The sequence below is a fragment of the Arcobacter roscoffensis genome (assembly GCF_024267655.1).
GTDB classification, from domain to species: Bacteria; Campylobacterota; Campylobacteria; order Campylobacterales; family Arcobacteraceae; genus Arcobacter_B; species Arcobacter_B roscoffensis.
The window spans coordinates 1,218,084-1,243,130 of sequence record NZ_CP100595.1 but is presented as its reverse complement, the minus strand read 5'-3'; the positions used below and the strand labels follow the sequence as shown (position 1 = coordinate 1,243,130).

12 protein-coding genes are annotated in these 25,047 nt (G+C 28.6%); 1 reads left to right on the top strand and 11 read right to left on the bottom strand.

All coding sequences use genetic code 11. From position 1 onward, the window contains the following. The first annotated feature begins 21 nt into the window (after window positions 1-21). Entirely contained in the window at window positions 22-1,059 is a 1,038-nt protein-coding gene (selD, locus tag NJU99_RS05825; RefSeq protein ID WP_254577786.1) for a selenide, water dikinase SelD, read from the top strand. A 10-nt stretch (window positions 1,060-1,069) separates the two neighbouring features. Here the strand turns inward: selD and NJU99_RS05820 are convergent, their stop codons facing one another. The 11 genes from NJU99_RS05820 to NJU99_RS05770 form a co-directional block, all read right to left on the bottom strand. Then, complete coding sequence (locus NJU99_RS05820; protein WP_254577785.1) at window positions 1,070-1,471, bottom strand: DUF695 domain-containing protein; 402 nt, start codon at window positions 1,469-1,471, stop codon at window positions 1,070-1,072. Between the two features lie 18 nt (window positions 1,472-1,489). Then, the gene (locus tag NJU99_RS05815; RefSeq protein ID WP_254577784.1) at window positions 1,490-2,665 is read right to left on the bottom strand and encodes a class I SAM-dependent methyltransferase; all 1,176 of its coding nucleotides are present in this window, start codon (window positions 2,663-2,665) and stop codon (window positions 1,490-1,492) included. 83 nt (window positions 2,666-2,748) lie between these two features. After that, a complete protein-coding gene (locus NJU99_RS05810; protein WP_254577783.1) occupies window positions 2,749-3,483 on the bottom strand; it encodes an endonuclease in 735 nt (244 codons plus the stop codon). A gap of 136 nt (window positions 3,484-3,619) precedes the next feature. Next, window positions 3,620-5,575, bottom strand: coding sequence for a preprotein translocase subunit SecA (locus NJU99_RS05805; RefSeq protein ID WP_254577782.1), 1,956 nt, complete (start codon window positions 5,573-5,575; stop codon window positions 3,620-3,622). 7 nt (window positions 5,576-5,582) lie between these two features. Continuing rightward, the gene (locus NJU99_RS05800; RefSeq protein ID WP_254577781.1) at window positions 5,583-7,733 is read right to left on the bottom strand and encodes a site-2 protease family protein; all 2,151 of its coding nucleotides are present in this window, start codon (window positions 7,731-7,733) and stop codon (window positions 5,583-5,585) included. A gap of 5 nt (window positions 7,734-7,738) precedes the next feature. Beyond that, window positions 7,739-9,619, bottom strand: a complete 1,881-nt coding sequence (locus NJU99_RS05795; protein WP_254577780.1) for an RND family efflux transporter — start codon at window positions 9,617-9,619, stop codon at window positions 7,739-7,741. A gap of 6 nt (window positions 9,620-9,625) precedes the next feature. Further along, window positions 9,626-10,429: an efflux RND transporter periplasmic adaptor subunit gene (locus NJU99_RS05790; protein WP_254577779.1), complete on the bottom strand. Its 804-nt coding sequence runs from the start codon at window positions 10,427-10,429 to the stop codon at window positions 9,626-9,628. After that, window positions 10,430-11,986 (bottom strand): TolC family protein, encoded by a 1,557-nt coding sequence (locus NJU99_RS05785; RefSeq protein WP_254577778.1) that lies wholly within the window; start codon window positions 11,984-11,986, stop codon window positions 10,430-10,432. It lies immediately after the preceding gene. A gap of 16 nt (window positions 11,987-12,002) precedes the next feature. Next, window positions 12,003-12,494 carry a hypothetical protein gene (locus NJU99_RS05780; protein WP_254577777.1) on the bottom strand — a complete coding sequence of 164 codons (492 nt, stop codon included), beginning with the start codon at window positions 12,492-12,494 and terminating at the stop codon, window positions 12,003-12,005. Window positions 12,495-12,498: 4 nt separating this feature from the next. Next, entirely contained in the window at window positions 12,499-14,625 is a 2,127-nt protein-coding gene (locus NJU99_RS05775) for a hypothetical protein (protein WP_254577776.1), read from the bottom strand. Window positions 14,626-14,675: 50 nt separating this feature from the next. Further along, a complete protein-coding gene (locus tag NJU99_RS05770) occupies window positions 14,676-25,034 on the bottom strand; it encodes a beta strand repeat-containing protein (RefSeq protein ID WP_254577775.1) in 10,359 nt (3,452 codons plus the stop codon). Window positions 25,035-25,047: the final 13 nt, after the last annotated feature.

Below are 25,047 nucleotides of genomic sequence, written 5' to 3'. Positions count from 1 at the left end.
ATGTGTTTTGAAAGGAGTTTTATGAACAATGAATATAAATTAACTAAGTTCGTTAAAGCTGCTGGGTGAGCTGCAAAGATGGGTCCGGGGGATCTTAAACAAACAATTTGCAACTTAAAACCAAATGACAGCAGAATTTTAGTGGGCTTTGATACAAGCGAAGATGCTAGTGTTTATCAAATAAATGATGATCAAGCTATAGTTCAAACACTAGATTTTATTACTCCTGTAATTGATGATCCATATATTTATGGACAAATAGCAGCAGCTAACTCTCTATCAGATGTATTTGCTATGGGAGCAGAGGTTAAAACTGCTTTAAACATCGTAGGATTTGATAAAGCTAATCTATCATATGAAGCCTTAGGAGAGATTCTAAATGGCGGAAATGAAAAGATTAAAGAGTGTGGTGGACTTTTACTTGGTGGTCATACTATTGAATCACCTGAGATGTATTATGGTCTATCAGTTACAGGTATGATACATCCAAATGAAATAGTAAGAAACAATACAGCAAGAATTGGTGATGTTTTAGTTCTTACAAAACCTATAGGAATGGGTGTTTTAACAACAGCTATAAAAAGAGATTTGATAGAAAACTCTCTTATTAGAAAATGTGCAGATATTATGGCTAGTTTAAACTATCTTCCTTCTAAAATCATGAGAAAGTACAAAGTTAGCTCTTGTACTGATATTACAGGTTTTGGACTATTAGGTCATGCTTTAGAGTCTGTAAATGAAACTACTTCATTTATGATAGAGTGTTCAAGTGTACCTGTAGTTGAAGAAGCTATTGCTTTAGCTAGTGATGGTGTAGTTCCTGGTGGAACAAAGAAAAATATGAAATACTTAGAAGATAAAGTATCTTATATGAGTGGTTTATCACAACATTGTAAAACACTACTTTGTGATGCTCAGACATCAGGTGGCTTACTAATTGCTATGCCAAAAGAAGACGCAGTTGAGTATATAAAAGAGCTTGAAGAATTAAGCTTTGGTTATGCTTCAATTATTGGGGAAGTTATTCCTAAAGGTGTTAAAGATATTATAGTTCACTAACTATAATATCTTAATACATACTACTTATAAGCTCATTTTTTTTCTCATGAGCTATTTCAAAATCACAAGCATATAAAGAGTTTGATTTCAAAAATGAAATAGAGTCATTTATAGTTTTCATAGCATCATTTGTAAGAAGAAAATACTGCATTATTCCTTCATGAATATCAACAGCTACTAGTTTTAAACTATCACTTTCTTCTAAAGCTTTTAGATGATTTTGCTCAAAAGCAGTAAAAAAAGCCAAACAAGCAGGATCAGGAAACATAATATCATCACTTGCATGATACTTGTGTTTTATAGTTACTAAATGACTAAAGCTTTCTAAAGTACTGTTTATATCAATATCATTTCTAATTCGTAACATTTGATTTAAACTATCAGTTACTTTTAGTTGCCAAACTTCTTCCATATTCTCTCCTAAAACTTATTATTTTTCTAGTCTATTTATTAGCTTTTCACCAAATGCTTGTTCTATATATGGTGAGATTTGCCATTGGGTTTTAAACTCTTTGTATTCATTTACTACTTTACTTATATTTTTTGTATCTTCAAAGAAAGCTCTGATCATTATGTTTTTAGGAGTATGTTCCATATCTATGAACTCTAAAACCTGTGTTCTATATCCCATAATCTCTAAAACATTTGCTCTTAAACCATCAGTAAGTAGTGATGCTACTTTTTCTTTGATGATTCCATACTTCATAATAGGAGCCATTTTCTCATTTTTGATTTTCTTTAGTAATTCATGCTGACAACATGGCACTGCTAAAATAACCTTTGCATCCCACTTTACAGCTTGAGCTAGTGCTTCATCAGTAGCAGTATTACAAGCATGAAGTGAAATAACCATATCAACCTCACCGTACTGCTTGAAGCCTTTTATATCACCTTGTTCAAATCTTAAGTCATCATAGTTTAGTTTTTTTGCTAGGTTTGAACAAAACTTAATAACATTTTCTTTTAAGTCAAGCCCTACAATCTCTACATTGTAACCCATCTTTAATACAAGATAATCATAAAGAGCAAAAGTTAAATATGCCTTTCCACAACCAAAATCAATAATTCTAATAGTTTTGTTTTTATCTAAATATGGAATACAATCAGAAACCAACTCTAAATAACGATTTATTTGTTTAAACTTATCATATTTAGCTTTGATTACCTTTCCTTCTTTTGTCATAATTCCAAGCTCTATTAAAAAAGCTGATTTTTCACCCTCATTTATAATATACTTTTTCTTTCTATTGTGACTAATCTCTTCAAACTTTCTTGTGGCTTGCTTTTTGTTTATTTTAGCTTCGCCTTTTTTGTTTACTAAAATATGATAATCCCAAGAGCTTGTATGAATAATAGCTTGCTTAAAATATGTTTCAATAAGCTTTGATAACTCTTCTTTTGTTTCATCATTATTTAGGTTTTTATGTTCCACATTTTTATCATAAAAATATTCAAATTGGTATTTTTCTTCATTTTGAATGATTACTTTTTTTATTGTAACTTTGTTGAAAGTTTTTTGGGCATTTTTTTGAATACCGCTTAAAACTGAGTGTATTATCGCTTCTTCATCTACTATATTTTGTATTGATTGAGTTATGCTTTCCATAGTATTTTTAAACTCCTGTGAATTTACTGCTAATTTATAAGACTATTTTTTCGTATAATATCTAAAGTGAGTTCATTTGTATATTAATCAATGAGCTCATTTTTATTGCCTTGAATTTTCTCTATTAGTTTGTTTCTTTGACTTTCCCACTTATCTACTGGGTCAAGTCTGTTCCAAACTTCTAATATCTTCTTATCTTTTTGTGAGATTTTCATACCATAAGTCTTTTCAAAATAGAAGTATGTTCTAGCGATATTTCCTTTTATCTCATCTCTAGGCTCAACAACTCTTCTTTTAAAGTCCACCTCAAAATCCACATCTTTTCCATACCATCTTCTTTCACCTTCGATTTGTGAAAATCTAAAGTTTGATCTATCGGCATTTAGTTCACCAACTGCAGGTACAAGATTATGTAAATCAGCTTGCATATACTTGTACTTTTGATTTACTTTAGTGCAGCACTTTCTTCCTTTGTAAGACTTTCCATTTTGCTTTATACATTGCGAATCACCCTCATACCAACAAGAAAACTGTCTACCAAAGTTCTGAGCAGGAATTACATGTTCCCATTCTATTCTTCTAGCTCTTTTGTTTTGATTACCTTTTTTAGTGTACTCATTTCTTGGAGTATAACCACATGAACTTCTATCAATCATATTTGATTTATCTTTGTAGTTGTACTTACATTCTGCATAAAAAGTAATTTGATTACCTTTGTATATTTTCTTTAGAAGCTTTTTTGACTTACTAAAAGAATCAATAGTAGTATTTGCATAGATAAATGCAAAAGACATAATAAAAATAAAAACTATTCTCATAAACTCTCCAAATTTTTTGAAGAAGTATAACGTATAAATAATTTCTATAGATTTATAAAATTAGGAAGTTTTAAAATAAATAATATTTTAATATGTTTTATACTTATAATATTTCTATTTAATAATATAAATTTTATTAGTCTAAAGTATAAGACATAGAATTTTTTAAATTAAACTCTTGAAGTAGTGTTTTATTTCTAATATTTGAAATATCCTTTTCTATCTTTTTTTGATAAAAAACATAAAATAACCAAGCTATTTTTTTTATTAGTTTTGAATTAAAGTTTTTTAAGAAAAACTCTCTTAACCAAGCTGGTAAATAATGTTTTATAATTAAGTCATCTAAACTTAAAAAAGCAACAGCCACTCCATTCTCTCCTTGTCTAGCACATCTTCCAAAAAACTGTAAATCAATTCTTCTTGATTTATCCCTTTGAGTTGTGATTACATGGAGACCACCTAAAGAGTTTATTTCTTCACTTATATCAATATCTGTTCCACGACCAGCCATATTTGTAGCAATCGTAATTGAACCTTTTTGTCCTGCTTGAGAAATAATATTTGCCTCATCTTCGTCATGTAAGGCATTTAAAGTTTTACTTTGTAAACCTATTTTTTTAAGTTCTTTAGCTAAGTTTTCACTATCTTTAATAGAAGTAACACCTATTAATACAGGAATTCCTTTTTTATTTAATGAATTTATATATTCTATTATCTTAGTATTTTTTTTATTTTCATCTAAAAAGAATTCATCTTTTTTAATAATCATTTTTGAAGGAACTCGTGTAGGTATTTTTAGTATAGATATTTCATAAATTTGCCAAAATTCATTATCAAGATTTTTTAAAGTTCCACTCATCCCACATAAATGAGTATATAATCTAAAGAACCTTTGAAAACTCATTTTTGCAAAAGTAGTAGTTGGATCTGTAATCCCTAAGCCTTCTTTTACTTCAATAGCCTGATGTAGTCCATTTCCCCACGATCGGTGTTCCATAATTCTACCAGTCTTTTCATCAACGATTACAACTTTACCTTCTTTTATAATGTAGTGTTTATTTAAAAGATATAATTCTCTTGCTGTTAAAGCTTGCTTTACAAGATACTCTCTTCTATGTTTAACTTTCCATATCTCGTTTAGTTCAAAACTATTTTCTTCAACTATTTTGATACCACTTTTTGTAAGAGTTATGTCATTAAACTTTTCACTAATTTTATAATCTTCATCTTTTTTTAATAATGAAGCTATTTTATAAGCATCAACAACTGACTTTTGTAAAACCTTATTTTCAGCCGTAGCAGAAATAATCAAAGGAGTAACAGCATCATCGGCTAAAACACTATCAGCCTCATCAATTATCGCTATTTCTAAACCTCTTAATGCATAATCATTTTCATTTAGTTTTCCACTTACTTTATCAATTAAGTATTTATTAAAATCAAAAGAAGAATCTTCTTTCATTCTATCTTTTAGAAAATCTGCTAAAACCTCTTTCCCTGTTGTATAAACTATATTTGATTCATAAAGTTTTTTTCTTTCCTCAGGAGAATTTGAAGAAGTAATTGAACAACATGTTAATCCAATACTATTATAGAACTCTTCAAAAAGTTCAGCATCTCTTGCAGCTAGATAATCATTTGAAGTAAAAATATGTATAGGTTTACCAAGCCAACCTAAAACCCCAGCAGCAATAGCCGCAGTTAGAGTTTTACCCTCACCTGTAGACATCTCGATAATAAACTTCTTATATAAAGCAATTGCTCCCATTATCTGTACAACATAGGCTCTTTTAGCTGTGATTCTAAAACAAGCCTCTACACACAAAGCAAAGGCTTCTAAAACATCTTTTTCTTTTTGTTTGTTTAATCTAAAAAGAGTCTGAATTAATTCTATTTTTTTATCTAATTCTTCTTGAGCTAATTTTTGAAACTCTAAAGAAGTTTTATGTACAAATAAAGCATCTTTTTTTAAGTTTGAAGGTCTATATTTAAATTTATTTATCTTACCAAGAATTAGATTATAGTAATAATCTAAGCCTTCATGTAACTCTTTTTCTTTTATTTTTATTATGTTTTTTCTAGCTTTTTTCATAGACTACTTAAATCTTATAATGTTTTTGTAAAATCTGTTTAGCATTTGTTACTATTCTTTCAACTAAAGTTTTTGGCTCTAGTTTTATTTTTAGAACACCTGATCTTCCATGTTGTAAAACAAACTTTTGTTTATTTGTAATATTTGCTTTAACCTCAAAAAAACTCTCTTTTGTTTTTGTACCTGAATTATCTTTTTGTGATACAGCAATATCACCACCACCAAGCCAACCAAGTGCAGCAGACGGAAGCTCTTGCTTTTGATATGGAATAACTCTAATTTCACTAACACTAATTTTGTATTCATTTAAACCATGAAGTTTTAAACTTCCATTGTAAACTTGATTAGTAAAGATATTAAAAGACTCTTCTTGAGGAATTACTGCTTGAAAATGCGTCTTCTTATTAGGAAGTATCATTCCAATTTTTTGTCCCATTTGAAACCAAGTATTTTCTTTATTTTTTATCTCTTGATGAATAAAATATCCACTTTTATCTGCTTTTATAAAAAGTTTATCTTTTTTCTCTTCCAAATATTTTAATTTGTCTTTTAATAAATTTATTTGATTGTTAATAGCATTCATATCAGCTTTTGCACTTGTTCTTGCTTTTACCATATAAGCTTTTGTTTCTTTTATTGAAGCATCTACACTTTGTATTTCAAAATCTAACTCTTTATTTACAAAACTTAGTAAGACATCACCTTGGTTGACAAACTCACCATTTTTTACATGTATTTTATTTAAATATCCATCAGTTTTTAAAAATATATTTTGATAGTTATCAGTCATTACAATACCGTTTGCTTTTAATGAAAAAGGAAATGGTATCACTGCAATTATTATAAATATTGTAGCTATTACAAAAGTCGTTATTGATATTGCTTTTAATCTTGTTTTTTGTAACTTATTACTAGTAAATAAGTACTTAAAAAATTCATACCAAGGTTTCAAAATCCACATATACAAAGATATTAAAACTACTAAAACACCAAGAAAAAACCATTGATCTGCTACAAAAAGAGCAATTAAAAAAGCAACAAAGAGTCTATAGAAAAAACTTAAAACAGAATAAGTACATAACCAAAATGCTTCCCTTAAAGACTGACTTGGATTTACTACATATTCCAGTTTAAAAATATACTTTTCAACTAAATAATACCATTGTTTTTTAGAGTTTTCGTAAAGATTTGGTATTTCTAAAAGGTCAGATAAAATAAAGTATGAATCAAACCTTAATAAAGGGTTACCGTTAAAAAAGATACTTGAAACAGACCCTATAATCATCATATTAAAAGCAATACTATTAACTATACCATCACCTGTATTTGCCCAAACAATAGCTGCAATTGCTGCTATAAAAAGCTCTACTATCATACCAGCAGCACCAACTAGCGCTCTTTGATATTTTGATCTAAAAAGCCAGCTTTGCGTAGCATCCATATATGGTATTGGTGTAAAAACAAGTATCATTACACCCATTTCATTTACTTTTCCACCAAATTTTTTAACCATCATTGAATGACCAAATTCATGTAAGGTTTTTAATATTATGATTGAAATATAAAGTAAGAAAAGCTTATTAGGAGATAACATTCCTTGTGTTTGATCATATAAAGATGAAAAGTTTTCAATAGAGTATTTTATTCCCAGTGCAATTACTATAAACCATACAATAGCACCTATTTTTGAAAAAACTATTTCAGTAAAAGGTCTTGTTTTATCAAGAAATCTATCTGGGTCAAATAATGGTACTTTAAAATATAAAAAAGAAAAAACTTTAGTTTTCATCTTTTTATTATGCTTTAGTTCTGCTCTATTTAAAAGTTGTTCAGTATTTGCTTTATTTTTAAAATATAAAAGATTTTTATGGTGTAGACTTGTTAGTAATGATATAACTTCATCTTGAGTTGGAGTGTGAGAGGACTCATCTTTTAAAGACTCTTCCCAAATCTCTTCAACAGTTTTAGAAGAGTCAAGTCTAGCTAAAAATCTATAAGCCTCTTCTCTAACTCTAAAAAATTGATTGTTAAAACTATCTTCAATTACATACCATTTCTGACCTCTATAAAACTGTTTTTTTATATAACTTGAACTATTAAGTGATACATTAAGTTTTGCAACTTTAAACCACTGTTCACTAAAAACACTACCTTGCATCTATCTTACCACCATACATGCATATGTAAAAAGTCAGAGATTTTATGAGTTAATATCCAATAAACAGGTCTTTGCTCAATTTTAATCTTTGCAATACCACTCATACCAGGTCTCATCCAAGGTTTTACTTCATCTAAAAAAACTACTTTAATTGTAAAAACATTTCCATTTTCATCATCAACATTTGCCATTGGAATTATCTTTTCTACTTTTACATTAAAGTATTCATGTGGTCTACTTAAAAGGTTAAGTTCAGCTATTTGACCTACTTTTATTTCATCAATATACTCTTCTTGAACCTTTAGTTTTGCATATAAATCAGTAGGTTTAGCTATTTGAATTAAAATATCACCTTTTGAGAAAGGACTTCCAAGTAGTTTTTCTTTATCTCCTTCGATGATAATACCATCAAAAGGTGATTTAAGCTCTGCTTTTTCCAGAAAGTAATTTAGCTTTTTTAGGTTTGCTTCTGATTGCTCTTTTTTTGCAAGTGCGATTTGCATATCTGCAAGTTTTCTTTGAGATCTAGCCTTTTCTGCTTCTGTATCGTATCTAATAAGATCAGCATTAATCTCTAATTTTTTTAAAATCATTTCTTTGTCATCAAAAGCTAAAAGTTTTTTTCCTTTTTCAACATCATCTCCTGAGTCTACAAAAACTTCTTGCACTATTCCATCAAAAGGTGCTGAAACATAAGATATATTATCTGTTTGAAGATTAGTTACAGACTCAACTTTATATTCAAGTTTTCCAAATATAATCCATAAAAAAAGAATTGATACTAAAATAGTTGATAACTTCAATAAACTTTTTTGTGGTCCAAAAAAGTTTTTAGACATTTTTTCAGTTTTAACTAAAGATTTTTTAAAAATATTTTGATCATGAGTATAAATATTATTTAAAATTGGTGCAATTAAATTTAGAGCTAATCTAATAGTTTCTAAACTAGAAAATGACAACTCACTCTCTTTAAACTCTAAACTAATAACACCTATGATCTCATCTTCAAGTCTAATAGGAAAGGTATATAAATTTAAAAGCTTGTTATCTTTTAGATATATTTTATGAGCATTTGTAATTAAATCACTATCTTTATCCTCAGGATAAAATATTTCACTATCTTGTTCATAAGCTTCTTCATAAATAGCTTCTAAAGCCTTTGAACTGTAACTTGATTTTAAAAAATCCTCCACATGACTTATGGCTTTAGGAGTTACATATTGATTAAATTCCCAACCAATTGATACTCTATTTGCGTTGTATCTAGTACATAGTTCATCTACTAGTTTCATAATTGATAGTTTAAATTTATTTTCACTTACAATATAGTTTATAAGTTCAACAACTGAAGTTAAATCATTTTCTTCCTGTTCATCTATGTCATTCATATCATTTGATTGGTATACTTCAACTGCTTTTGATTTATTCTTATTATTAAAATATGCAAAAGGAACATCTTTACATAAGATAGCTCTTAATATTACATTTGTAAACTCATTTTTGTTATTGTTTTCTATTAAAAAACAAAGAAAAAATTCACTTTTTTCTTCTATACTATCTATTTTAATAGCTACTATATGTCTATTTTGAAAATTTGATTTTTCATAAGCATAAGTATTTTGTGAAGACCTTTGAACTAATGAACTTATATTATTATAAATACTATCTTTACTTATATCATCTATTGAAGCATCATCATACTCTTGAAAAAGAGTAAGCTCTTCATCTTTTTTTACAATAAAGCTTAGATTACTTTTTGTAAGTAAAGATATAGATTCTAAATACTCAAACCAAAACTCTTCTTCTTCTAAAGAAGAGTTTCTCAAATTTGTTAAACTATTTAATATCTCAATTGTGTCTGTTTTTTTACTCTTACTAACTTCCATTCAGCTCTACTTTAAAATAACATTTGCAGTTAATCCAGGAATAGCTTTTTTATCTTTATTATCAAAGTCTATCTTTGCTCTAATTAATCCACTTGAACTATCAGCCATAGCTGAAATAAATGATACAGTTCCCTCTTTAATAAATGTTTCCTTTCCATTTGAAATTTCCACATCTACTTTTGAGTTTACAGATAATTGCTGTAAATCGCTTGTTGTTAAATCAACTTCAACAAAACAAGTATCAATATCAATAATTTGAACTATTTCTTTCCCTACTTGAACCCATTCACCAATTTTAGGTTCAATTTTTGTAATCACACCACTTACAGGTGATTTTAGTTTATAATAATCCAATACATTTTTAGAAATTTGATACTCTATATACTCTTTTTTTTCATTTATAATTAGTGAACTTAATTCTGCTTTTGTATTTGTGTATTGCATTTTTAATTGATTTAGTTCATTTAAACTAATTGATTTTGTTTCATTGTAAAGTTTTTGTTTTTTATTTAAAATATCTTCAATTACAACAATATTCTTTTTTAGTGAGTTTAATTGAGTTTTATCTTTTAATAGAAGATTTCGTCTTTGCGTTTCTAGTTTTTGTAAGTTACTATCTAAAGATAAAATAACCTGACCTTTTTTTACACTATCACCCTCTTTTAAATAAACCTTATCAACCTTACCTTCTGTTGAAATACCAATTTTACCTTCATAAATAGGTTTAACTATTCCTGTTAAAGGAGCTAATAACTCCTGAGCTTGTAAAAATGTAGTACAAATACAAGCCATATATATTAATCTTTTCATTTATCTTATAACTCCAAAACTTTCTTTTGATAATTCATTTCTAACATTTGAAACTTTTAATCTTTCGATTTCTTCCATTGATAAGTATTTATTAAATAACTCTCCAATAGCTTTATCTAAAGATGCTTTTGATAACTTAAAGTCTATTAGTCTATTAAAAAATTTATTCTGATATTCAATCAAATCATCTTCTTGAACAATAACATCTTTTATACTTTTTTCTCCAAAATTAAAGGCTTTTTTTGTATCAGCTAATAATCTTTTTTTGATTTCTAAACTATCTTTATAAAACTCAACTTCTTCTTTTGAGTTATTGTATGATTCAAGTTTTGTATCAATAGCGTTGTATAAGCCTTTTTTTAAAGTATCAAGTTCTAGTTTGATTTGATTTACTTTTAATTTTGCGATTCTTAAAGCATTTATTGCTTGATTATTATATAAAGAACCTGAATATTGTAATCCTACACTCCAAGATATATGTTCATCATCATAAACTCTATCTTTAAAAGTATTTGTTAAAGTACCACTTGATGCACTAGTGATTAAATCTAACTGTGGTTTTACATAATTTTCAGTGATTTTAATCTGTAATAACTCTTTTTCAAGTTTATTTTTTGCTATTTGAAATTCTGGCCAAATTTCAAGTGCTTTTTCAAAGTATGCTTGTAAGCTCAGTACTTTTTCATTTTCATCAATACTTGGATTTTCTAATAGATTAAAATCAATATCTTGAGTATTATAAGTAGATACATTTAAAAGTGAGAAAAAATCATTTTTGTATTTTTTGATTTCACTATCTATTTTTTTTAGTTGAGCTTGTCTAATAAGACCTGAACTTTTTGCTTCTAAAACTTCTGAATAAGGTATTTCACCAGCTTCAAATTTCTTTTCAAGTAGTTTTGTGATTTTTTCATTAAAATCTAGTGAGCTTTTATAGCTTTCTTTTAACTGTTTAGCAGAGTAGTATTTCCAATAACTTTGAATTGTACCGCCCATAACATCTGAAATATTTTTTTGAGATTTTTTAGAGTATATTTTTCTTTCAGCCTTAGCTAAATTTACTTTTCCCATAGCTCCATGTTCACCAAAACCTTTAAGTAAGGGCTGAACAAGACTTAGCTTTATTCCTTTTCTAAACTCTGTATCATAATCACTTTGATATTTATTGATTAAATTACTTTGTTTTGCAGAACTTGTAAGAGATAGACTCCATTGTGAACCAATTGAAGTGACACCTTTTATTCCCATTTCTTGGGATTGGAGATTTTCTTCATAGTCGTTTAAATAGCCTCTTGTTGATTTTTCATCAACACCATTTGGTACATCTGTTCTTTGTTTTGTAATATTTACATAAAAAGTAGGATCAAAACCAGATTCTTCTAGTTTAATTTGAGATTCAATAATCTGATCTTGCATTCTATCAAAGATGATATTTGAATTTCTCTTTACAACTTCCACAATCATACTTTTTATATCCACATCAATAGTTTTAGGCTCATTTGAAGCCCAAACTGATGATAGAAGTCCTATACAACATATTGTTATAACTTTTTTCATCACTCCCCTTAATACTCTAATTAAATTTTTGACATAAGTTATAATATGAGTCAAAATTACCATTTGTTAGCTTACTAACTTTTACACAATTTTGTCCTGCGTTTTCAACTAATTCATAAATAACTTTCAATGAACTAATTGTTAATTCTCTTCCTTGACTATCTATGTCATATTCTCCTACTTTTATAGGTTCTAAAATTTCAATACTTAAATATACTTCACCTTTAGAATTAAAAATAAAAGTCATTTCACCTTCAGCGTCTGCATCTACAGAACCATCATCTTTTAGTTTTTCTTCATACCAAGTAGCTTGACCTACAAAGTCACCATTTTGATTGGCTAAAAATCTTTTATCACTAAAATATGGGTCCCATTTTCCATCTATCTTTTGCATATTTGTATCTACACTTGAGGAGCTAGTGCCACCACCACCTCCACAAGCACTAAAAAACAATACTATAAATACAAAAGAAAAAAATCTAAATACTCTAAAAATCTCTTTTGTCATCTATTTATTGACACTTATTTGTTGTTGTAACAACTGCTGTTGTGATTGTATTATCAACCTGTGCATTACCTGCTGCTTTTGCAGTTGTAGCATTAGTAACTTCAATTTCACCTTTTATAATAGCACTATCATTTTCTATATTATCATCATCTGTAACTACTGGATTACAAGTACTTGTAGTTAAAATAGTATAAGTACCTACACTACTATCATTGATTGAAAACTCATAGTTTCCTTTTTCAAATTCAAGTGCTGTACCTGATGACGTATCTTTCATAGTAATATATCCACTTAATTTATTAATTCCAGATACACTATTTTTTAAAGTAATATCTTGGTAATATTTAGCAGAAAGCAGTTTACTTGTACTTTGATTAAATACTACAAGACCTTCATAATTACTAGTTTCACTTTGCTCTGAACTATCACTTAAAGTAGTTTCATTTTCAAAAGATTTACTAAATACTACGCTTACGATATTATCCCCAAGATCAGTTGCTGAATAAGAACTATAACTACTAGTATCAGAATTATAATCACTTACTACTTCATAAGCAATATCTGTTCTAATCATATTTTGAGCACCATAAATTTCATAAATGTTATTTCCACTTTTAATGTCTAATAAAGAATCCCCTGTAACAAGTCTTTTAGTAATTGGTAATTCTCCTAAAGATAAGTCTCCACTTTGGTCTTTAGTTACTTTTAGTGATACAGCTAAACTCTCACTGCTTGTTGTTTCTTTAAAATCTTCACTTAAAACAACAATAGAACCAACATTTTCAGAATCATCATAATTTATATTTACACTATTTCCAGTAACTTCAACATAATCAATAATCTCACCTTTAGTGTTTTTTACAACTACTAATGGATTAGAATAAGAGCTAAACTCACTTACATCTAAAGTTTTAGTAGTTTGATTACTAGTTTTATTTTCAAGAATAATAAATGGATTTAATGTCATTGAAGCTTTAATAGTAGAATCTATTTCATTTGATACAATATCAAATGTAGTACCTACTTGATTCCATGAAGTTCCATTATATTGATATAAAACTACTGCTGTTTGATCAGTAAAACTTACTTCTTCTAATAAGTTATTTAAAATATCCAATACATCACCTGTAGTATTGTTAGTTTTAATATCTGCCCCACTTACGAAAGAGTAACCTTGGTTTTGTAAAATTTCAAAATCTGGAATTTGTAAGATATTATCATACTTTGTAATATAACTGTAAGAGCCTGAATTAGTCTCTTCATATAATGTAGATGAATCTACCTTCTTTGAGAAGGTATAATTAGTTCCAATAGTTGATTTTTGTGTTAAAGAACTGTCAAGTAAAGAATTACTTGTAGATGATGAAGTAGCAAGTAAACTATCACTTCCTAAACCTAAAAGATTATTTGTAACAGTTGGCTGTTGTTCATTGTTTTGTTTATCTAAATATTGTGTTACTTCACCTTGAAGTGTTGTAACTTGTGCATTTATAGGTGTTGTTGCTGTACTTTTTATATACTTTTGAAATAAATCTGTATTATCAGTAGAGGGATCATTTATAAATTCTTTAACTCCTGTATATGAGTTAGAATCACTTATAGCATTAAAAGTTTTTTCATCTAAAGTTTTAAGTGTTGATTTAAAAAGATTAGCATTATGATTTACACTATATTGACCACCTGTAAATTTATTTGTAGAACTTGCAGTTGTTGTTTTTAGAATGTTAAACATTTTAAATGTAAGATTTGTACCATCACTTGCATTATCCTCTGAGTCTTCTGTATTATAAGCTGACGAACCTTCAACTACAACCATATACTCTTTATTATTATCTAAAATACCTTGTATAGTATATCTACCATTTTCATCAGTAAAAGTATAATACTCAGTTACACTATCAACTCCAAAATCTAAAGTACTATTAGTATTATTATCAATATAATCTAATTGTCCATTTAAGTTTTCATCTATATATACTAATGCATTTTTAATAGGTCCATCTGTAACTGTTCCTGATACTTTTGTGATTGGTGTTGAAACAGTAGTTGTAGTTGCACCACCTCCTCCACCACAAGCACTTAAAAAAATAATTGTAGATGTTGATAATACTAGGTGTTTTACTTTTAACATTTTAATTCCTTTTAATATTTAGATAATTTTTATTTTCTTTTTTACTTTTATTATAAAACTAAATCTTCTGTCCATAACTCATACTCTTCATCATCATAGTCAAACAAGATATTATTACTTGTTCTTTCTATATCTATAAATCCTATTGAACTTGTATACGTACTATATTCTACACTTGGCATTATTACTGTATGCTCCGCTACTGTACTTACAGTCTGTACTTCAAAGCTTCTTAATGCTCTGATATTATCATTCTGTGTTATCTGTGTATTTCTTACTACATATTCATTATATGCACTATTTACATTACTTGATTGATTTAAACTTTGATAATTTATTGCTGCTTCAAATTCCCACATTACAATATCTTCCATACCTGTTGAAAGTTCCGTATTTATCTCTGTTAATTCTCTTTCAAATTCTGATTGAGCTACATATTGCATCGAGTAGTTATCTCTTTCTATTAATAATCCGTACATTGTATCATTTATTGTATTATTTTTTATTTTAGCTGTATCATGATTCCCTAGATATAACTTTGTTGTGTCTATTTCTATAGCTTTTTGTCCCATTGTTTCTATTGTTTCTGGGTTTATTAAGTTTCCTTCTGTGTATGCACCTTTTCCTAGCATATTTAGGTTTTCTGACTCTACATTTGTTAACTCATCATTATTATCTAGTATTCTTTTATCTTCTGATACTTTTACTGTTACTGTTTCTGCTGTTAATTTATCTAAGTATAGATCTCCATTTGAGCTTTCTATTGCTAGGATATTTATTGCATTTGAGTCTTTTACTATTACATCATCTATTTGTGTTACATATATTGAGTCACTTGAGTTAAGTGTCATTGTCTCTACATCTGTTAGAAGTGTTGAGAAGGCTACATCTAGGATTAAGTCTTCTGCTATGATTGTTCCTAGTAGGTTATCTTTTTCATTTATTGTTATATCATTTACTACATTTGCTTTTATTGTTTTTATTTCTGTATTCAGGTTTACATTTAGAGCATCTATTATTAATTTATCTGTTTTTACTAATGAGTTTACATCTTTATTCTCTATATTTGAGTTTGCGATTACATACATATTTATTGCATCTACTGTATCTATTTTTAAATCATCATTTTCTATTAGGTAAATATCATTAGTTATTTGAGCATTTAGTGTATCTACATTTGTATTTAGGTAATTTACTGTAGAACCTACACTATTTGCGCTTATTGTTAAATCACTTGCTTCTATTGTTCCGAATAAAGAAGTACTATTTACAATGATAGAGTCTTTTTCACTTAGGTACACTGTATTATTTGAAGCGTTTACATTTATTATATTTACATCTGTATTTAGGTGATTTGTTATTTCACCTATTTCATTTGCATTTATTGTTAATGTTGTTGCTTTTATTTCACCTAATAATTTATCGATAGTTATTATGATTGCATCTTTTTCTGTTAGGTATACTGTATCATTTGCTACTGTAACATTCATTGTATTTACATCTGTATTTAGGTGATTTGTATTTTCTCCTATTTCATTTGCATTTACTGTTAGCTCTGTTGCTTTTATTTCACCTAGTAATTTATCTATATTTATTGTGATTGCGTCTTTTTCTGTTAAGTATACTGTGTCATTTTCTACTGTTACATTCATTGTATTTACATCTGTATTTAGGTGATTATTACTTTCACCTATTTCATTTGCATTTACTGTTAATGTTGTCGCTTGGATGCTTGTATTTGTTCCATCTGTTATTTTATTTGCTGTTAAATTTACTTGTGTTCCTGTGATACTATTTACAAATAAATCATCTGTTTCATCTAAGTATAAGTTACTTGAAGTAGATTCAATTGTAGTAATATCTGTTTCGATGTTATTATCTAATGAACCTATTTCATTAGTAACATTCAAGATTAAATCTACTGCTGTAATATCTACTTCACTATCACCAGTTAAGTCTATATCAGTTAAGTTCCCTCCTGCAGTTATACTTACTTGCCCTAAACTTTCAATTGTTTCTACTTCAATATTTGCAGCTGAATTTAGCTCTATTTGAGTAGTTGAATCAACTGCTTTTATAATAGAGTCATCATTCATCACAATACTTCCAGTTTGTGTTGTAACTTTAAGTAAGTTATTTAAACCTTGTACTTCTATTTTCCCAGTTTGAGAAATAGATGTTTGAGCATTTATTGTAATATCTCCAGATGACGATGTAATACCACTTTGAATATCAATATTTCCACTTGTAGAGTTTAATACTATATTATCACTTCCACTTATTCCTAAGCCATCATCTGTATTTGCATTTGTTGAAGGGTTTACTAACTCTCCTTCTTTGATAGTTAAAGTACTATCTGTAGTAATCGAAATAACACCACTATCTTTAGTTTTAATATCTTCTTGGATTTCATCTGTTCTTTGAGATAAAACTAAAGCTTGTGAGTTTACATTATTTACATTAATATCATCAATATATGTAACTGTTAAATCATCTAAGTCTTCTATATAAATACCATTTACACCTATATTTGCAGTGATATTATCAGCATCAATATCTAAGCTATTTATTGTTGTAGTGTCATTTCCTGCTCCACCATTTTGTGCAAAAACTCTTAAATTTTTTGAAACTAAATCTGTAGTTGTATCTCCATTATCAAGTATATTTCCAAGTGCATAAAGAGAAATCGAAGCAGTTCCAGCATCTATTGATGAAAGCTTAATATCATCTGCTTTTACTCTAATATTTGAATCATTTGAAACAATAGAACTTGTATCTTCTAGGGATACATCTCCATCAACACTACTTATAAAAATATCTATTGTAGAGTTTACACCCGTAGATTCAACTTTTGCATTTGCTGCTAAGTTGAAGTTTTGAGCTGAGACAATTGAGATATTACTTAATGAAGTTATATTAGAGTTAATATTAATATTATCCTCTTTATCATCTTCATCTATAGTTTTTAAAAGTGTGTTTCCACCAGTACTTATATCTCCACTATCTGATACTGTTGTAATACTTCCGTCTAATGTTTGTAGTACTAAATCTCCACTAGTTACTATATCACTTTGACTTGCATCAGTTATTATTGAAGCTGTTACTACTGCTGTATCTAGTACTCTATTTACACTTATTCCATCTGATGAATCTTCTGTATCTTCAACTTCATCAACTAAAACATCATCAGTCTCACTTATAAATGCTCCACTTGTTCCAGTTTTTACACTTATTACTTCAACTGTAGTTTCTATATGGTTAGCACCAATTCCCAATCCACCTGATAAATCAGTAGTTTCAACTCTTAGCTCTTTTGCTTGGATATCTACTGTTGTATCACTTGTGTCTAAGCCTGCACTATCAGTTATAGTTCCTGCAACTAGCGATACATTTTTACTTGTAGTTATCAATCCAAGAGACAAGCTTGTAGATGCTTCATATCTTATGTTTTCATTTGAACTTGTTTTTACACCATCACCCATACTAATTGAACCAGCAGTTGCTTCTAGTTCCACTGTTCCATCTGTAGTTAAAATATCTCCTGATTGGATGATACTTGTACCAGCTAAAACTGTTATGTCACCACTTCCAGCATTTACATTATCATTTAATGTAATATTTCCAGAAGTTGCATTTAGTTTTACATTTCCTGTTCCAAGTGTATTTAATCCTATAGTATCACTTCCACCCTCAAGTGTAATATCACTTGCTTTTATTACAATATTTCCGTTATCACTAGTTGAGATATCTTCTTGTGTTGTTCCTGTAGTATCTGTATCTATGGTTGCACTAGTATCAACTCTATTTATATCTATAGTAATACTATCAATAATTAAAGCTTGTGTATTTGTAACAAAAATATCATTATCATCTGTTGTATCTACATCATTAGTATCTGCTTTTGCACTTAATGAATTTATAGTTGTATTTATATGATTTGAAGAACTTCCTATAGAGTTTCCTGTATTTAATAATAATTTATCTGCTGTAATTAAAGAGTTATTATCTATATTTGATATTTTATCTCCTGCATTTATTATCACATCACCAGTTCCTGCATTAATAGTTTCACTTATTACATTTCCAGTATTTGCTTCAAAGCTGATATTTCCATCACTACCTGTAACACTTGTTCCATCTATCATTGTTATATTACTACTTGCTAAAACATCTATTGTTTTACTTATTGTATTTGAAATGATATTATTATTTACATTTACATTATCACTTGATGAAATACTTATATTTCCATTTGTGATACTTATACTTCCACCTAATGTTATATCTGAATCACTACTTGTTCCCTCAGCTATTTCTGATGTTTTTAACAGTGTATTCCCACCTGTTATTATATCTCCATCATTTACTACTGTTGTGATACTTCCATCTTGTGTTTGTAGTACCAATGCTCCACTTGAATTTATATCACTTTGTGTTGCATCTGTTGTGTTTGTTGTTGTTAGTGTTATATCACTTCCAACTCTTTGAACTACTATTTGGCTTGTTTGGTTTATTGTTATATCATTTGCTTCTGTTACAAATAAGCTTCCACCATTTGAACTTAGAGTATTTACATCTGTTTCTATATGATTTATTCCAGCACCTGTTGAACCTATAACTTCTAATCTTAACTCATCTGCTGTGATATTATTTGTATCTGCATTACTATCACTTACTGAACCTGCTATGATTGAAACATCTGCACTTGTTGTTAATTGAGCTAAACTTATTTCACCACTTGTTGAGTATCTAATATTTGAATCATTTGCATTAGTAATTACATCTACCATTGTAATTGAAGTATTTGCTTCTACATCTACAGTTCCAGCAGTTGTAATATTTGAATTTTGTGCAAATGTTGTATTTGCTAAGATACTTAAGTTTCCAGTTCCTGTTATTAAATCATCACTTAATGTAACAGCTCCATCTAATGCACTAATTAAAGTATCACCATTTGAGCTTACATCATTTGAACTATTACTTGTTACCTCTATATTTCCTAAAGTTGCAACTAATACTAGTTTTTCTGTTGAGATTAGTTTTTCTTGTGCATCATTTGTTGTTTCTGTTGCTATTGCTGTATTTGCAACTCTATTTACCTCTACATCTACACTATCAATTGAAACACCATCATTTTCTGTGATATATAAACCTGCTCCTGCATTTGCGCTTAATGTTGTGATATTTGTATTTATATGATTAGTAGTTGTTCCTACTTTTCCTAGAGCATCTATTAGTAAGCTTTGTGCTGTAATTAAAGAAGAAGAATCTATATCATTTATTGTTCCTGCTGTTTTTATTGCTACTGCACCAGTTCCAGCGTTAATAGTTTCACTTATTACATTTCCAGTATTTGCTTCAAAGCTGATATTCCCATCTGTACTTGTAACAGATGTTCCATCTATCATTGTTATATTACTACTTACTAAAACATCTATTGTTTTATTTATTGTATTTGAAATGATATTATTATTGATATTTACATTATCACTTGATGAAATACTTATATTTCCATTTGTGATACTTATACTTCCACCTAGTGTAATATCTGAATCGCTACTACTTCCCTCTGCTATTTCTGATGTTTTTAACAGTGTATTCCCACCTGTTATTATATCTCCATCATTTACTATAGTTGTGATACTTCCATCTTGTGTTTGTAGTACCAATGCTCCACTTGAATTTATATCACTTTGTGTTGTATCTGTTGTGTTTGTTGTTGTTAGTGTTGTATCACTTCCAACTCTTTGAACTACTATTTGGCTTGTTTGGTTTATTGTTATATCATTTGCTTCTGTTACAAATAAGCTTCCACCATTTGAACTTAGAGTATTTACATCTGTTTCTATATGATTTGTTCCAACACCTGTTGAACCTATAACTTCTAATCTTAACTCATCTGCTGTGATATTATTTGTATCTGCATTACTATCACTTACTGAACCTGCTATGATTGAAACATCTGCACTTGTTGTTAATTGAGCTAAACTTATTTCACCACTTGTTGAGTATCTAATATTTGAATCATTTGCATTAGTAATTACATCTACCATTGTAATTGAAGTATTTGCTTCTACATCTACAGTTCCAGCAGTTGTAATATTTGAATTTTGTGCAAATGTTGTATTTGCTAAGATACTTAAGTTTCCAGTTCCTGTTATTAAATCATCACTTAATGTAACAGCTCCATCTAATGCACTAATTAAAGTATCACCATTTGAGCTTACATCATTTGAACTATTACTTGTTACCTCTATATTTCCTAAAGTTGCAACTAATACTAGTTTTTCTGTTGAGATTAGTTTTTCTTGTGCATCATTTGTTGTTTCTGTTGCTATTGCTGTATTTGCAACTCTATTTACCTCTACATCTACACTATCAATTGAAACACCATCATTTTCTGTGATATATAAACCTGCTCCTGCATTTGCGCTTAATGTTGTGATATTTGTATTTATATGATTAGTAGTTGTTCCTACTTTTCCTAGAGCATCTATTAGTAAGCTTTGTGCTGTAATTAAAGAAGAAGAATCTATATCATTTATTGTTCCTGCTGTTTTTATTGCTACTGCACCAGTTCCAGCGTTAATAGTTTCACTTATTACATTTCCAGTATTTGCTTCAAAGCTGATATTTCCATCACTACTTGTAACACTTGTTCCATCTATCATTGTTATATTACTACTTGCTAAAACATCTATTGTTTTATTTATTGTATTTGAAATGATATTATTATTGATATTTACATTATCACTTGATGAAATACTTATATTTCCATTTGTGATACTTATACTTCCACCTAGTGTAATATCTGAATCGCTACTACTTCCCTCTGCTATTTCTGATGTTTTTAACAGTGTATTCCCACCTGTTATTATATCTCCATCATTTACTATAGTTGTGATACTTCCATCTTGTGTTTGTAGTACCAATGCTCCACTTGAATTTATATCACTTTGTGTTGCATGACTTGTAGTAGGTGTCGCTACTCCTGTAGAATCTACTCTATTTATTTCCACATCAACACTATCTATATTTATATCTGTTGATTCTGTTAAAAATGTATTATCTCCACTATTTACAGTTAAGTTATCTACTGTTGTATTTAAGTGGTTTATTCCTGTTCCTATTGTGCTTCCTGATTTTAATAATAAATCATTTGCTGTAATTAAAGAACTCTCATCTATATCAGAAATACTAGTCCCTGCATAAGTAGCTATATCTGCTGTTCCTGCATTTACGCTGTCTATTGTTACACTTCCTGCAGTTGCATCTAAAATGATATTACCATTATTAGTTTGGATAGTAGTTCCATCTATCATTGTTATTGAATCATTTGCCAATATATCTACTGTTTTACTATTTCCATTAGTTGTCACATTAGAATTTAGATTTACACTTCTTCCTGCATTTAGTGATATATTTCCAGTTGTACTTAATAAGGCTGCTCCTATTGTGATATCTGAAGTAGCTCCTATTGCTTGAAGTAATATATCACCTGTCACTGAATCAGTAATAGAATTTGTTGTTTCTATTGAACCATTTTCTGTAGTTACAACTACATCTGCATTTGAACCTTGTGAATTAATTGAAGAGATTATTAAATCATTATCTTCTTGAATAAATATATCCCCACTTGTAGTGTTACTTAATGAAATTGTTGATACACTTGTATCTATATCATTATCTTCACTTGTACCTATTCCATTTACTGCACTTAACGTTACTTCATCTGCTATGATATTTGCATCTTCACTTACAAGGGTATCAGTTATCGCATCTCCAGAAGTAACTGTTATATTAGAACTTGTGCTTAAAATTGAAATATTTACATTTAAGTTTGCATCATATGTAATATTTCCAGAAGTTGAAGTTGTATATTTCTGAGCAGTCATAGTAATATTTCCAGACGTAGCTTCAATAGAAATATCGCCACTAGTTGAAGTTACATTACCTGTTTGATTTATATCACCTGAATCAACAACAATATCAATTACGCCTGATCCACTTTGAGTGATACCTTTTATTTCTAATATATCTGTTTCTTGTAGGTATATATCACCACTTGTACCATTTGTTAATGTGATATTTGCTACTGTTGTATCTATATCATCACTACTTGTTCCTATTCCTGCTTCTGCTGTTATTGTTAATGAAGTTGTTGTTCCTAAGATATTTGATGTTTCACCACTTAAGTTATCTAGGACGCTCCCTCCTGCTGTTAATGTTACATTTGAAGAGGTTGTTATAATAGAAACAGCTATATCTAAACCAGCAGTATAAGCTATATCTCCACCATTTGAAGAGTTAGTATAAATACCATCAGCTACAGTAATTGATTTATCAGCTACTAAATATAAATTCCTATCATTTGTTTGAATATTATTATTTACTAAAATATCAAAATCATCACTATCACTAGTATCTCTATCTTTTGATTCAATTGTAGTAGTTTCACTACTATTTATAGTAATTCCTCTCCCACTATTGGCACTAGATAAAACTGTGATAGTTCCATTTTCAGTTGTAAGAGTAGTAGTTCCTGTACCATTTTCATCTGTTTGTTCTAAAGCTGTTACATTTACATCTTTTTTATAAGTATATCCATTTACAATATCTGTATCATCAGAAGTATCAGATGTTCCTTTATCATCTTTTAAATCAACAATGTTGATATTAATATCTCCATTTCCTGTATTTTTAATATCAATATTATTGACAAATATAGAAGATAAATCTATTCCTGTTTTAGCAACAGCTGTTAAGTTATCAGCATCTAAAAACTCATATTCTCCTGTTCTATTATCATTATCAACTTCATTATAGTCTTTTTGAGAAATACTTCCCTCAACTGAATAAAAAGAAATATCATTTGAAGTAGTAACTTTATTATATATTTCGATATTATTATAGGCTTCAAAATAAATACTATCTTTTACAGATAAAATAGCTGAAGAGTTTTGATTATCATCAACTATAATATTATTTCCAAAAAGATAAACATCATCATTAAAAGTAGAACCAAATAAACCAATTTGTCCTAAGATAATATCCCCTAATCCGCTTGAAGCATGACCTGTACTAGTAGTATCATTATAACTATCCATACCATCTTCATGACCTATGATAATCTTTCCAAACTTTTCAGATAAATACCCTAATTCTGTACTACTTAAATTAAGAGAGTTAATATCTTCATAATCAGCACCTACTTTACTTGGTGAAGAAACCTCTATATTTACACTCTTATCAGTAGGTTTTAATGTGATAGTTCTATTTGCATCAAAAGTAACATCTTTATTTACATAGTTAGCAAAATCTATTTCATTACCTTCTAAATAAATATTACCAGTAACATCAAGAGTATTTTGGAAGATAATAGTATTTGCACCTTCTATATAAAGATTTCCATTTACTGTAACACTATCATTAAATAATATATTTCCATTAGTTGAAGTTATTACAAAATCACCATCTGTTATAACTTCAAGATCAAAGTTCATATTATTTCCAGTAATAGATAAATGCTCTAAAGGATTTGTATCACCAATTTTATCTTTAAAGGTCATATTTCCTGATGCTAAAATAGCTAATTTATCATTTGAAGTACTTCCATTTATAGTATCATCAAATTGAATACCTTCTTCACTTGAATCATAATACCCATCTGAATTAAAATATACTTCATCACCTGAAACAATAATAGGAGCTGCATAAGTAGTATTTTTATTTGTCATCACATCAGCAACAAAAGTAGTTAAATTATTTCCATTTAAAAAAGAGAGTTTTGAAGTAATATTTGTTGTAGAGTTATTTGGGTTCGATACGATATACAGATTATCATCTAATTCTAAGTTTGCTGTGCCATCACCTGATCCTAAAACAGTAAAGTCATTTGAGCCTGCTACACTTCCTACAACTATCGTATCAAACTCATTTTTAATATCTTCAAACAATTGTGCATTTAAATGAATTCCAGCAGAAGTATTAGTAGTTCCATCTGTTCCTAAATAAATATGGTCATTTAAATCTAGTGGGTCTATAAAAAGAATAGTTTCTAAAGTACCATCTGCATTTAACATCTCTTTAATGTCTAAAACAACTGTTTTATTATTATTTGAATCTAATGCCTCAAGTCGAGTATTGTCTTTTAATAATTCTGTTCTACTTCCATCACTATCATCTAAAGTATTTTTAATAGTTTCATAGCTTGTTTGAGAATAAGTGTTTTGGTCATTATTCAAAAGGAGTACAGCTTGTGCCCCACCTAAAACTGGATCAGCAGAGAGTAGTGTTCTACTCTCTAAAGGTTCTATATTATAAAGTGACTCAGTTTGTTCCATTTGTTTTAACTTCTTCTGCTTCAAAAGTTTTTCTCTTCTTTTTATAACTCTACTATTAAATTTCATACTATTTCCCTAC